The sequence below is a fragment of the Pseudomonas sp. BF-R-19 genome (genome assembly GCF_019956445.1).
Lineage (GTDB): Bacteria > Pseudomonadota > Gammaproteobacteria > Pseudomonadales > Pseudomonadaceae > Aquipseudomonas > Aquipseudomonas fluorescens_BH.
In genome coordinates this window covers 16,824-29,044 of record NZ_JAHBDN010000087.1, presented here as the reverse complement: position 1 = coordinate 29,044, position 12,221 = coordinate 16,824, and the positions used below count along the sequence as shown (strand labels likewise).

Here is a 12,221-nt window from a genome sequence, read left to right as displayed (position 1 = left end):
CAGGGTGTGACTGCAATCATCGAGCGCTGAGTAAAAACAACTGTGGGAGCGGGCTTGCTCGCGAAGAGGCCATCAACATCAATGTTGACTGCCATACCGCTTTCGCGAGCAAGCCCGCTCCCACAGGGATTGGTGGTGTGCCGGCTGATCAGGTACGAAACCTGCGCACCAACCCGTCCAGCTCATTGGACAACCCGGCCAGGCTCTGGGAATCCATGCGCGCCGAGTTGGCCAGTTCCGCCACCAACTGCGCATCGCCATGGATCTGGCTGATGTGCCGGTTGATGTCTTCTGCCACCTGATGCTGTTGTTCCGCCGCCGTGGCGATCTGGGTGTTCATGTCGCGGATCACGTCCACCGACTCGCGGATCTGCCCGAAGCTGTTGCGCGCCTCGCCGATGCGCGTCACCGATTGCTGGGACACTTCCAGGCTGGCGTGCATCTGCTGGGTCACCTGGCTGGTGCGTTTGGCCAGGTTGCCCAGCAGCCCGTCGATTTCCGCCGTGGAGTCGGCCGTGCGCTTGGCCAGGGCCCGCACTTCGTCGGCCACCACGGCAAAGCCGCGTCCTTGTTCACCGGCCCGGGCCGCTTCGATCGCGGCGTTCAGTGCCAGCAGGTTGGTCTGTTCAGCGATCGAGCGGATGGTCCCCAGGATCGACTGGATGTCGTTGCTGTCGCGTTCGAGCTGTTGCATCGACTGGGCCGACTGTTCGATTTCCTGGCTCAGGCGATCCACGCTGTTCACCGCCGCATCGATCTGCTGCTGACCTTCGCGCGCCTGGCGCTGGCCACTGTCGGCAGACTCCGCCGCCTGGCTGCAAGAGCGTGCGACTTCGTTGGCGGTGGCGACCATTTCGTGGAACGCCGTGGAGACCATGTCCACCGCTTCACGCTGGCGTCCGGCGGCTTCGGCCATGTCGCTGGAGACCTGGGTCGAACTCTTGGACGTGGCGAGGATCTTGCCCGCCGCGCCGCCGATGTTCTGGATCAGGTTGCGAATCGCGGTCAGGAACTGGTTGAACCAGTTGGCCAGTTGCGCAGTTTCATCGTTGCCACGGATTTGCAGGTTCTGGGTCAGGTCGCCTTCGCCTTGGGCGATGCCTTCCAGGCCGCTGGCCACGCTGCGGATCGGGCGCACGATGAGGCTGGCAAAACTGGCTCCGACGATGGCGAAGATGACGGCCAGGACGGCGGCGATGATGGCGATCAACCAGGTCAACTGGGTCGCGGAGCTCATCACGTCGTCCTGTTTGATCAGGCCGATAAAGGTCCAGCCCAGTTGCTCGGACGGCCAGACGTTGGCCATGTAGTGCTCGCCGTTCAACTCCACTTCCACCAGGCCCTTGCCGGCCTTGGCCAGATGCGCGTAGCCGTCGCCAAGGCTATTCAGCGGTTTGAAGTTGTGTTCCGGTTGTTTCGGATCCACCAGGACCATGCCGGTGTTTTCCAGCAGCATCAGGTAGCCGGTTTCACCGAGCTTGATCTGCTTGACGATTTCGGTGAGCTGCTTGAGCGTCACGTCGATGCTGACCACGCCGCCGTTGGTGCCCAGCTTGTTGTCGATGGTGCGCACGGTGCTGACGTAGGTCGCGTCGTCCTGGGCCCAGTAATAGGCCTCGGTACGGAACGGCTTGCCCGGTTTGGCCTGGGCAGCCTTGTACCAGGGGCGCTGGCGCGGGTCGTAATTATTAAGCTTCGGATCATCCGGCCACGACACGTAGCCGCCCGCCGCCGTGCCGAGGATGGCATAGGCGTAGGCCGGGTGGCTGTTGCCCAGGTCCTGGAGCAGGGTGAAGACTTTTTTGTCAGCCTCGCCCTGGGGGACGCTCTCGGCGTTGGCGGCCATGTAAGTCTTGAGGCTGTCGTCGGAGTTTCGGATCAGCGGCTGCCTGGCCAGGTAATCGACGTTCTGGCTGATGCCGTCAAAGAACAACTGCATGGCGTTGCTGACCTGACGAATCTCGCGGGCACTGCCGTCGACGAATTCGTCCCTGGCATCACTGCGCAGGTTCAGCACAACGAGGGTGGCGACCAGCACCACGGGCAGGCAGGCGATGATTGCAAACGCCCAGGTCAACTTCTGTTTGATGTTCATCCGCGCTCCAGATTTTCTTGTAGGCCCACGCAGTGCAGATGACTCGCGGTTTATTGGCAGGCGAAACGTTCTTGGTCAACCCGGGTCCTTGAGTGCGGCATCGCTATTATTGGGGCAGCGATTGTCGGACAAATCACTTTGTCACTAAGGACTTCGGCTGTTGTCGGAGGAAATTGAGGCCCGTTGGGAAAAATCCTACGGAAGGTATGAATGGTGGTGTCAGCTTCTGTCGCAATTGCCCTCAATGCCCTTGCACAACAAGTGACGCAGGCTCGGCTATGATCTGGAACGACCATGGCGGTCGTCGGTTTTACTTGATGAAATCGGTACATTGTGTGCTTCTGCAATGTTCATAAGTCGGCAACCCCTCCCCCCGGTGAGTGGATTGCCGTATAACGAATGACTTTCGCGTGTTTGGTAATAAAGGACCCACAATAAAAGCTGATGAAGACTCCAAAACGCATTGAACCCCTGATCGAGGACGGTCTGGTCGACGAGGTGCTGCGCCCACTCATGAGTGGTAAAGAAGCAGCTGTTTATGTGGTGCGCTGCGGCAACGAGTTGCGTTGCGCGAAGGTCTACAAGGAGGCGAATAAACGCAGTTTCCGTCAGGCGGCCGAATACCAGGAAGGCCGCAAGGTACGTAACAGCCGTCAGGCCCGTGCGATGGCCAAGGGCTCGAAGTTTGGACGCAAGGAAACCGAGGACGCCTGGCAGAACGCCGAAGTGGCGGCGCTGTTCCGTCTGGCCAATGCCGGTGTGCGGGTGCCCAAGCCGTTCGACTTCCTCGAAGGCGTGCTGCTCATGGAGCTGGTGGCCGACGAGTACGGTGATGCCGCGCCGCGCCTGAACGATGTGGTGCTGGAGCCGGACCAGGCCCGGGAGTATCACGCGTATCTGATTTCCCAGATCGTGCTGATGCTGTGTACCGGTCTGGTGCACGGCGACCTGTCCGAGTTCAACGTGCTGCTGACGCCGACCGGCCCGGTCATCATCGACCTGCCGCAGGCGGTGGACGCGGCGGGCAACAACCACGCGTTCAGCATGCTGGAGCGGGATGTGGGCAACATGGCGTCCTACTTCGGGCGGTTTGCACCGGAGCTGAAGAAGACCAAGTACGCCAAGGAAATGTGGGCCTTGTACGAGGCCGGCACCTTGCACCCGGCCAGTGTCCTGACCGGCGAGTTCGCCGACACGGAAGAGCTGGCCGACGTGGGCGGAATCATGCGCGAGATCGAGGCCGCGCGCCTGGATGAAGAGCGCAAGCAAGCCGTACGCGCGGCGGACGATGCTCCGCCGGGCAAGACCGAAGAACCGCCTCCACCGTGGATGCAGTGATCGGATAAAGAAAAACCCGGCTTCGGCCGGGTTTTTTGTGGGTTACAGATTCAATGTGACAGACACAATACCTGTGGGAGCGAGCTTGCTCGCGATGACGTCGGCACATCCAGCATTGATGTGTCAGGTACACCGCTATCGCGAGCAAGCTCGCTCCCACAGGTTTTTGCGGTGTCCTGCTATCACGATGGGGCCGCAGTGGTGCAACACCCCGACTCCAGATTCTTCAGAATCGGGCAATCCGGCCGATGATCGCCCTGACAGTGCTCAACCAGGTCCTGCAAGGTGTCGCGCAACTGACCCAGCTCGCGGATCTTCTGGTTCAACTCATCGATGTGCTGGCGGGCCAACGCTTTCACATCGGCGCTGGCGCGCTGGCGGTCTTGCCAGAGGGTCAGCAACTTGCCGACTTCTTCCAGGGAAAACCCCAGGTCCCGCGAGCGCTTGATGAACGCCAGGGTGTGCAGGTCGTCATCGCCGTACACCCGGTAACCGCTGTCGGTGCGATGGGCCGCCTTGAGCAGACCGATGGATTCGTAATAACGGATCATCTTTGCGCTCAGGCCGCTGTGGCGGGCCGCTTGGCCGATGTTCATCGGTTGTCCTCCAGGTCCTTGGGTTTCCAGGTTTTCAACAGTAACGCATTGCTCACCACGCTGACGCTCGACAACGCCATGGCCGCCCCGGCCAGCACTGGATTGAGGAAGCCGAACGCCGCCAGCGGAATGCCGATCAGGTTATAGACGAAAGCCCAGAACAGATTCTGCCGAATCTTGGCGTAGGTCTTGCGGCTGATCTCCAGCGCGGCCGGCACCAGTCGCGGATCGCCGCGCATCAGGGTGATGCCGGCCGCGTGCATGGCGACGTCGGTGCCGCCCCCCATGGCGATGCCGATGTCGGCGGCGGCCAGTGCCGGGGCGTCATTGATGCCGTCGCCGACCATCGCCACCACCCCGGTTTGTTTCAGTGCGGCGACCGTGGCGGCTTTGTCTGCCGGCAGCACTTCGGCATGCACATCGTGGATGCCCAGCGCCTCGGCGACCACCTTGGCGCTGCCGCGATTGTCGCCGGTCAGCAGGTGGCTGCTGATGTTCCGTGCATTCAGTTGTTGCACCGCTTGCAGTGCGCCGGGCTTGAGGGTGTCACCGAAGGCGAACAGGCCCAACACTTGAGGTTCTGGGGATTGCTCGATCAGCCAGGACAAGGTCCGGCCTTCTTTTTCCCACGCGATTGCGGAGTCGGCCAACGGCCCGGCATTCAAGCCGCTGTCCTCCAGCAGACGCCGATTGCCCAGCGCCAGGCGACGCCCTTCGAGGCTTCCGGCGATGCCGCGGCCGGTCCGGGACTGGCTGTCGCTGACATCGGCCACCTTCAAATGGCGTTCGGCGCAGGCATCCAGAACAGCCTTGGCCAGCGGGTGCTCACTGCCGCGTTGCAGGGCGCCGGCCAATTGCAGCAGGCTCGCCTCATCACCGTCGATGGCACTCAGATGAGCAATGCGCGGGGCGCCGGAGGTCAGGGTGCCGGTCTTGTCGAATACCACTGCGCTGACTTCATGGGCGCGCTCCAGTGCTTCGGCGTCCTTGATCAGAATCCCGTAGCGTGCCGCCACGCCGGTGCCGGCCATGATCGCCGTCGGCGTGGCCAGGCCCAGGGCACACGGGCAGGCGATCACCAGCACCGCCACGGCGTTGATCAGCGCGGATTCCATCGGCGCGCCATACAGCCACCAGCCGATCAGGGTGGCCAGGGCAATCAGCAGCACGGTGGGCACGAACACCTGGCTGACTTTATCCACCAGTTTCTGGATCGGCGCTTTTGCGGCCTGGGCGTCTTCCACCAGACGGATGATCCGCGCCAGCACGGTTTCCGCACCGAGGGCCTGGGTACGCACCAGCAACCGGCCTTCACCGTTGATCGCACCGCCGGTGACTTTGTCGCCGGGCTGCTTGGGCACCGGCAGGCTCTCGCCGCTTATCAGGGCTTCGTCGGCGTGGCTCTGGCCTTCAACCACTTCACCGTCCACCGGGAAGCGTTCGCCGGGTTTGACCATCACCAGGTCATTGAGGCGCAGGGCGCTGATGGCGACGTCTTGCTCGTGGCCATCGATCACCCGGATCGCCCGTTCCGGGCGCAAGGCTTCGAGGGCACGGATGGCGCTGGCGGTCTGGCGCTTGGCGCGGCTTTCCAGGTACTTGCCCAGCAGCACCAGGGCGATCACCACCGCCGAGGCTTCGAAATACAGATGCGGCATGCGCCCGGCGGCGGTGGCCCATTCGTACAGGCTCAAGCCATACCCGGCGCTGGTGCCCAGGGCGACCAGCAAATCCATGTTTCCGGCCCCGGCGCGCACGGCTTTCCACGCGGCGATGTAAAACCGTGCACCGAAGACGAATTGCACCGGCGTGGCCAAGGCAAATTGCACCCAGGCCGGGAGCATCCAGTGCACGCCGAATGGCTGCAGCAGCATCGGCAATACCAGCGGCAAGGCGAGGACAATGGCGATGATCAAGGCCAGGCGTTCGCGGTGCAGGCGCTGTTGCTGATTGTCGGTTGTCGGGTGTTCGGCTTCCCAGACGCTGGCGCTGTAGCCAGCCTTGGCCACCGCGGCGATCAAGGTTTGCGGATCGACCTGGCCGAGCAGTTCAAGGTGGGCGCGTTCGTTGGCCAGGTTGACGCTGACGCTTTTCACACCGGCAACCTTGCCCAGCGCACGCTCGACCCGACCGACGCAGGATGCGCAGGTCATGCCGTCGATGCTCAATTCCAGGCTCTGTTGCGGCACGCTGTAGCCGGCCTTGGCCACGGCATCCATCAAGGCCGGCAGGCTGTCGCTGGGTGCCTGGACCCGGGCCTGTTCAGTGGTGAGGTTGACGCTGACGGCACTGGCGCCAATGACTTTGCTCAAGGCGCGCTCGACCCGCCCGGCGCAACTGGCGCAGGTCATGCCGGCAATCGGCAGGTCGAACGTGGTGGATTCGGACATCGGTCGCACTCCCTGTAGTAGATGACCACAGGATCAACCTTGCCATGCTGGCAAGGTCAAGCACCAATCTTAAACTTGCCTCTGATCTAATGTGGGAGCGGGCTTGCTCGCGAAAGCGGTGTGTCAGGCAAAATTGATGTCGACTGACACTACGCCTTCGCGAGCAAGTCGGATCGCCGCACCGCCGCTCCCACAGGGATTTGTGTCAGTAGCCGAGACCGGCGCGCTTGAGGTACATCCCTTCCTGCGTCATCGCGATCCGGTACTTGAGCACATCGCCGGCCTTGAGCTGGATATCCTGCGAACCCGGCGCGAGCATGCCCGGATTGCAACCTGGGGCCTGGCCCGGCAGCAGTTTCAGGCGTAGCGATACAATGCCCGGCGGCAGGTTGAACGAGGTGCTCTGTTCCTGAAACAGCCGCGCTGCCAGTTGATCCTGGATGTACACGCCGATTTCGCAACTGGTCGCGACTTCCAGGCGCTCGCGGGAAATGATCAGCACGCCATAATCCTGACCGGCAGCATTGACCGAAGGCATGGCGGCGAAAAGGCTGAGAAAGCCAAACAGGCTGAAAACTGACCAGCGCATGGCTGAATCTCCTGAGTTCGAGTCATTGATGGACGCAGCTTGGCCGAGCGTCGCCCCGATTGCCAGCCCGGCAGCTAGCTTCAGAACTTGACCTTGCCATGGTGGCAAGCTCGAAACTGGGTTCAACCCTCGGAAAAGGAGTCATCCCATGCAAGTGTTCAACGTTGAAGGCATGTCTTGTGGCCACTGCGTCAAGGCCATCACTCAGGCGGTCCAGGCCAAGGACCCCGCGGCCAGTGTGCGGGTCGATCTGGCGGCCAGGGAGGTCGGTGTCGAAAGTGCGCTGACCGCCCAGCAAGTGATCGAGGCGATCAGCGAAGAGGGTTACGGCGTCAAACTGGCCTGAATTTGATAGTTAGCGAGCTACCGGAATGTTCAAGGCGTCCATGCGCGGCTAGACTGTCGGGCTGCCGACTTCTGCCCCACTGGATGCCTGATGAACTTTCGTACCATTCTGATTCTCGGCGCCTTGAGCGCTTTCGGTCCGCTGGCGATCGATTTCTACCTGCCGGCCTTCCCGGCCATGGCCCTGGCTTTCGGGACGGACGAAAATCACGTTCAGATGACGTTGGCGGCGTATTTCCTCGGCTTGTCCATCGGTCAGTTGGCCTATGGCCCGGTGGCGGATCGTTTCGGGCGACGCATTCCGTTGCTCGTCGGTGTCGGCCTGTTCACCGCTGCATCCGTAGCATGCGCTTATGCGCCGAACCTGGAATGGCTGATCGGCGCGCGTTTCATCCAGGCGTTGGGCGGTTGCGCGGGGATGGTGATTTCCCGGGCGGTGGTCAGCGACAAATGTGATGCGGTGGGTTCGGCGAAAGTCTTTTCGCAGTTGATGCTGGTGATGGGACTTGCCCCCATCCTCGCGCCATTGCTGGGTGGGTTGTTGGTCAACACCACAGGCTGGCAGTCGATCTTCCTCGCCTTGACCGGTTTCAGTGCGCTGGCGGGGCTGGCGGTGGCGGCGGGATTGCCGGAAAGCATGCCGGCCCACATGCCGCGTCAACCGCTGTCGGGTGCGCTGCGTCAGTACGGCCGGTTGCTGGCCGACCCGATATTTCTTGGCCATGCCTTGACCGGGGGCATCGCCATCGCCGGGATGTTTGCCTACATCGCCGGTTCACCCTTCGTGTTCATCAAGCTCTATGGCGTCCCGGCTGAACATTTCGGCTGGCTGTTCGGCGCCAATGCGGCAGGTTTCATTTTGGTGGCGCAGGTCAACGCCCGCTTGCTGGCCAAACGTGGCCCGGCGTTTTTGCTGGCGCGCGCCGTGTGGGTTTACCTGGCGGCCGGACTGACGCTGTTCGCGGTCAGCTCCCTGCACACCGCTCAACTGTGGCCGGTGTTGCTCCCGTTGTTCGTCTGCATTGCCAGCCTCGGCTGCATCCTGCCCAACGCCTCGGCCTGTGCGATGAACGGGCAGGGCGCACGGGCCGGCAGCGCGTCGGCGCTGCTCGGTTGTCTGCAATTCAGCGTGGCTGCCGGCGCCTCTGCGCTGGTGGGTGTGCTGCACGACGGCAGCGCCGTGCCGATGGCCATGGTCATCAGCCTGTGTGGATTTCTGGTGGTGAGCGCGGCCGTGCTCACCCGGCGTTTGCAAAATGCCCGGGCGCTGGCGCAAGCCCAGGTTTGAGGCCGGAGTCAGCCGGCTGCACGCTGCGGGAGGAGGACGGGAATCTGGTGAGGGGCCTGGATGCGGGCTTCAAGAGTACGCGTGAAAGCGCGAGCTTCTGCTTCGCTGCGGAACGTCACAGCATGTTGGTCAAGGCGGACTTGCCACTGGGATTTTGCCAGTTCTTTTATCAGGATCTTCATAGCTGATCACCTCTCGTAAAAGACGTTACGCAAAAGAATACCTCGCAGGAGATTCGATTGTAGTCCCGTATACGCTCACCATTGTGACAAGGATCAACTGTCTGACTGACGGTTTGTAACTAAAAAAAACACGGTTTTTCGAGGGTGCCACAGAGGCTGTCTGCGACCGGAATTGCCCGGTCGCAGTCGGAAAACAGCAGAAGGCGATGAAATCAGCGGCGGTTTTTTTCAGCGCTTCAGAACCCTTCCAGCACAATCTTGCCCTTGGCTTTGCCACTCTCCAGCAGGGCATGGGCACGGCGCAGATTGGCCGCGTTGATTGTACCGAAGTGTTCGCCCACCGTGGTTTTCAGGGTCCCGGCATCGATCAGCCAGGCGACGCGATTGAGCAGGTTGTGCTGCTCGATCATGTCCGCGGTTTCAAACAGCGAACGGGTGTACATGAATTCCCAGTGCAGTGACAGGCTCTTGCGCTTGAGCTTGGTCACGTCCAGCGACTTGGGGTCATCGATCAGCGCCAGTTTGCCTTGGGGTGCCAATGCCTCGACCAATTGGTCCAGGTGCTGGTCGGTTTGCGTCAGGCTGGCAACGTGGGTGACCTGATCCACGCCGGCACGCTTGAGTGCTTCGCTCAGTGGCTGACTATGGTCGATCACCAGATCGGCGCCCAGTTCCTTCACCCAGCTTTGGGTCTGCGCACGCGAAGCGCTGCCGATGACTTTCAGGGCCGTCAGTTGGTGAGCCAGTTGCGTAAGCATCGAGCCCACACCGCCCGCCGCGCCGACGATCAACAGGCTCTGGCCTTCGTCGGTTTTGCCTTCGCGCACTTGCAGGCGCTCGAACAACAGCTCCCACGCCGTGATCGCGGTGAGCGGCAGGGCAGCGGCCTCGGCGAAACCCAGGGTCTTTGGCATGTGGCCGACGATGCGCTCGTCCACCACATGCAACTCGCTGTTGCCGCCCGCACGCGCGATGGAGCCGGCGTAATACACCTTGTCGCCGGCCTGGAACAGCGTCACCTCACTGCCCACCGCCTTGACCACACCGGCCACATCCCAACCCAACACCTTGGCCGCGCCACCTTCGGGCTGAACGTTCTGGCGCACCTTGGTGTCGACCGGGTTGACCGAGATGGCTTTGACTTCTACCAGCAAGTCGCGGGGGCCGGCGACCGGATCCGGCAATTCGATGTCTTGCAGAGCCTTGTCGTCACTGATCGGCAACGAGGCGTAGTAGGCAATGGCTTTCATGGGCGGCTCCTGAACACTAATTAAAGAAGAGATTCGATGGGACAGATGATTGGCTATTTCTCCTGAATATAAAACCGGCTAAAAGAGCAGTCTCTTTCAATATTTTTTTGATAATCGGTGCTCTTGATGTTGCGTTTCGATGACTTGCAGTTGTTTGTCCGGGCGGCGGACCTGGGCAGCCTGTCCGCCGCCGCACGGGGCATGGACATGTCGGCGGCGGTGGCCAGCGCGGCGCTCAAGCGCATCGAACAACAGCTCGGCGCCCGATTGTTGGCCCGTTCGACCCGCAGCCTGCGCCTGACCGCCGAAGGCGAGGGTTTTCTCGAGTACGCCCGCGCGGCCCTGAGCAATCTCGACGAGGGCCGGCGATTGCTGGCCAGTGGTCAGGACCAGGTCAGCGGGGTGCTGCAACTGTCGGCGCCATCGGACTTTGGCCGCAACCTGCTGCTGCCCTGGCTCGACGAGTTTCAACGCGAGCATCCGAAACTCACCGTGCGCCTGCTGCTGGGGGACCGCATTGCCGACCTGTTTCGCCAACCGGTAGACATTGCCCTGCGCTACGGAGAACCTGAGGACTCCAGTCTGGTGGCGCTGCCCATCGCCCCGCAGAACCGCCGGGTGCTGTGCGCCGCTCCCGGCTATCTGGCCCGGCATGGCGAGCCACGGCATCTGGAGCAACTGGCGCAGCACAATTGCCTGTTGTACATGCTCGGCAGCCGGGTCCACGATCACTGGAGTTTTCACGACGGCAAACGCGAAGTCAGCCTGACCGTCAGCGGCGATCGTTTCAGTGACGATGCCGATGTCGTGCGCCTTTGGGCCGTGGCAGGTGCCGGGATCGCTTACAAGTCCTGGCTCGATGTGGCCGCCGATGTACTGGCCGGCCGCTTGACGGTGCTGATGCCGGAGCTGCTCTGTGAGCGCGCACCGTTGAATCTGTTGTGCGCCCATCGCGCACAATTGAGTAAGCCGGTGAACCTGTTGCGTGAAATGCTTGCCAGACGATGCGCGTTTTTGAGCAGTCAATTTCCGGGCTTTGCGGAAATCGATCATTAGTCGCCCAAAAAAAGAGAAATTTCCCTCAGGAACGATCACCACCTACGCCGGGCGGAGGAAAGGATCCGCCGACCAACCCGAATATACTAACGCCCTCATCATGTACGTAGCGTCGATCCCCCAATGGCGGGACCACGTACGAGTCGGCCCGGCTGCACGGTCAACCTTCTGGCCTTCGCAGCATCGGCCAGGCAGCGCTAATGAGTGAGCAAGGCGTTGCCGGGCTTATGGCAGTTTCCACGGATTGGCCGACGACACATTACTGGTCAAGATTTCTCTGGGCAGTAGACGAATCGATTCAACAGGGAGTGAATACATGGAACATGCACCTTGCATCAGCCAGATCGCCACATTGCTGGCTGACCCAAAGCGCAGCGCAATGATGTGGGCCTTGATGGATGGTTCGGCGCGAACAACCGAAGAGTTGGCATTGCTGGCCAGCCTGTCACCGTCTTCGGCCAGTGCACACCTGGGACGTTTGTCCGCCGGAGGTCTGCTGAGGGTTGAAAACCGCGGCCGCAAACGCTTCTTCCGCCTGGCCGCTCCCGAGGTCGGGGCGGCAATCGAAGCACTGGCCAGCGCGACCTTCGCCAGCGCACCCCAGGATATTCCGGACGTATTCAAGCGCAATGCGCCTCTGGTCAAACCCCGGGCGGTGCGTTCGTCATTGTTGAGTGCCCGACTGTGCGACGATCACTTGGGGGGCACCCTGTCCGCCGATCTGTATCAGCGACTGCTGGAGGCAGGCTGGATCGAACACTTTGATCAGCGGGTCACGGTCACGCTCAAGGGCGCGACGGAGTTGGCGGCACGGGGAGTGTTCATCCAGGCACTGGCCCATCACAACGGCAGGGTTGCCTGCGCCTGCCCTGACTGGAGCGAAAGACGCCCGCACTTGGGCGGCTCGCTGGGCGCGGCATTGTTGCAGCTGTTCATGCAGTCGGGGTGGCTGAGCCTGCCCAACGATTCCCGAGCCTTGCAGGTGACGGCCTCGGGGCAACGCGAAATTCATCGCTTTGCCCAGGAAACCGAGTTGGAAATGGCTCTGTAGGAGCCGGCTTGCCGGCGATGGCGGCCTCCCATCCAGCATCA

At 61.9% G+C, this 12,221-nt stretch carries 11 protein-coding genes and 1 pseudogene; 5 read left to right on the top strand and 7 right to left on the bottom strand.

Translation table 11 applies throughout. The features are described 5' to 3' along the window. Window positions 1–148: 148 nt before the first annotated feature. Entirely contained in the window at window positions 149–877 is a 729-nt protein-coding gene (locus KGB28_RS31905) for a methyl-accepting chemotaxis protein (protein WP_411740602.1), read from the bottom strand. Between the two features lie 129 nt (window positions 878–1,006). Further along, window positions 1,007–2,095: pseudogene (locus KGB28_RS31900) on the bottom strand (cache domain-containing protein); the annotation flags it as partial. A 444-nt stretch (window positions 2,096–2,539) separates the two neighbouring features. Here KGB28_RS31900 and KGB28_RS25145 point away from each other — a divergent pair. Then, window positions 2,540–3,433, top strand: a complete 894-nt coding sequence (locus KGB28_RS25145; RefSeq protein ID WP_150727786.1) for a PA4780 family RIO1-like protein kinase — start codon at window positions 2,540–2,542, stop codon at window positions 3,431–3,433. A gap of 182 nt (window positions 3,434–3,615) precedes the next feature. Here KGB28_RS25145 and cueR read toward each other — a convergent pair whose 3' ends face one another. The 3 genes from cueR to KGB28_RS25130 form a co-directional block, all read right to left on the bottom strand. Beyond that, entirely contained in the window at window positions 3,616–4,029 is a 414-nt protein-coding gene (gene cueR, locus KGB28_RS25140; RefSeq protein WP_223448314.1) for a Cu(I)-responsive transcriptional regulator, read from the bottom strand. Beyond that, entirely contained in the window at window positions 4,026–6,419 is a 2,394-nt protein-coding gene (locus tag KGB28_RS25135; RefSeq protein ID WP_223448313.1) for a heavy metal translocating P-type ATPase, read from the bottom strand. The genes cueR and KGB28_RS25135 overlap by 4 nt, the downstream gene beginning before the upstream one ends. A gap of 205 nt (window positions 6,420–6,624) precedes the next feature. Beyond that, complete coding sequence (locus tag KGB28_RS25130; RefSeq protein ID WP_223448312.1) at window positions 6,625–7,008, bottom strand: hypothetical protein; 384 nt, start codon at window positions 7,006–7,008, stop codon at window positions 6,625–6,627. Between the two features lie 148 nt (window positions 7,009–7,156). On the opposite strand from KGB28_RS25130, the gene KGB28_RS25125 reads away from it, so the two are divergent. Beyond that, window positions 7,157–7,354 carry a cation transporter gene (locus KGB28_RS25125; protein ID WP_150727782.1) on the top strand — a complete coding sequence of 66 codons (198 nt, stop codon included), beginning with the start codon at window positions 7,157–7,159 and terminating at the stop codon, window positions 7,352–7,354. A 90-nt stretch (window positions 7,355–7,444) separates the two neighbouring features. Beyond that, window positions 7,445–8,641 (top strand): multidrug effflux MFS transporter, encoded by a 1,197-nt coding sequence (locus KGB28_RS25120; protein WP_223448311.1) that lies wholly within the window; start codon window positions 7,445–7,447, stop codon window positions 8,639–8,641. Window positions 8,642–8,649: 8 nt separating this feature from the next. Here KGB28_RS25120 and KGB28_RS25115 read toward each other — a convergent pair whose 3' ends face one another. Both KGB28_RS25115 and KGB28_RS25110 read right to left on the bottom strand, forming a co-directional pair. Next, window positions 8,650–8,823, bottom strand: coding sequence for a hypothetical protein (locus tag KGB28_RS25115; RefSeq protein ID WP_223448310.1), 174 nt, complete (start codon window positions 8,821–8,823; stop codon window positions 8,650–8,652). A 236-nt stretch (window positions 8,824–9,059) separates the two neighbouring features. Beyond that, window positions 9,060–10,073, bottom strand: coding sequence for a zinc-binding alcohol dehydrogenase family protein (locus KGB28_RS25110; protein ID WP_150756625.1), 1,014 nt, complete (start codon window positions 10,071–10,073; stop codon window positions 9,060–9,062). Window positions 10,074–10,199: 126 nt separating this feature from the next. On the opposite strand from KGB28_RS25110, the gene KGB28_RS25105 reads away from it, so the two are divergent. Together KGB28_RS25105 and KGB28_RS25100 are read left to right on the top strand one after the other, a co-directional pair. Then, window positions 10,200–11,129, top strand: a complete 930-nt coding sequence (locus tag KGB28_RS25105; RefSeq protein WP_223448309.1) for a LysR family transcriptional regulator — start codon at window positions 10,200–10,202, stop codon at window positions 11,127–11,129. A gap of 316 nt (window positions 11,130–11,445) precedes the next feature. Then, the gene (locus tag KGB28_RS25100; RefSeq protein WP_223448308.1) at window positions 11,446–12,180 is read left to right on the top strand and encodes an ArsR/SmtB family transcription factor; all 735 of its coding nucleotides are present in this window, start codon (window positions 11,446–11,448) and stop codon (window positions 12,178–12,180) included. Window positions 12,181–12,221 lie beyond the last annotated feature (41 nt).

Bases quoted from the DNA above. Each gene is read 5' to 3' on its own strand.
- KGB28_RS31905 (WP_411740602.1), bottom strand. From the start codon at position 877: ATGGTCTCCACGGCGTTCCACGAAATGGTCGCCACCGCCAACGAAGTC.
- KGB28_RS25145 (WP_150727786.1), top strand. From the start codon at position 2,540: ATGAAGACTCCAAAACGCATTGAACCCCTGATCGAGGACGGTCTGGTC.
- cueR (WP_223448314.1), bottom strand. From the start codon at position 4,029: ATGAACATCGGCCAAGCGGCCCGCCACAGCGGCCTGAGCGCAAAGATG.
- KGB28_RS25135 (WP_223448313.1), bottom strand. From the start codon at position 6,419: ATGTCCGAATCCACCACGTTCGACCTGCCGATTGCCGGCATGACCTGC.
- KGB28_RS25130 (WP_223448312.1), bottom strand. From the start codon at position 7,008: ATGCGCTGGTCAGTTTTCAGCCTGTTTGGCTTTCTCAGCCTTTTCGCC.
- KGB28_RS25125 (WP_150727782.1), top strand. From the start codon at position 7,157: ATGCAAGTGTTCAACGTTGAAGGCATGTCTTGTGGCCACTGCGTCAAG.
- KGB28_RS25120 (WP_223448311.1), top strand. From the start codon at position 7,445: ATGAACTTTCGTACCATTCTGATTCTCGGCGCCTTGAGCGCTTTCGGT.
- KGB28_RS25115 (WP_223448310.1), bottom strand. From the start codon at position 8,823: ATGAAGATCCTGATAAAAGAACTGGCAAAATCCCAGTGGCAAGTCCGC.
- KGB28_RS25110 (WP_150756625.1), bottom strand. From the start codon at position 10,073: ATGAAAGCCATTGCCTACTACGCCTCGTTGCCGATCAGTGACGACAAG.
- KGB28_RS25105 (WP_223448309.1), top strand. From the start codon at position 10,200: ATGTTGCGTTTCGATGACTTGCAGTTGTTTGTCCGGGCGGCGGACCTG.
- KGB28_RS25100 (WP_223448308.1), top strand. From the start codon at position 11,446: ATGGAACATGCACCTTGCATCAGCCAGATCGCCACATTGCTGGCTGAC.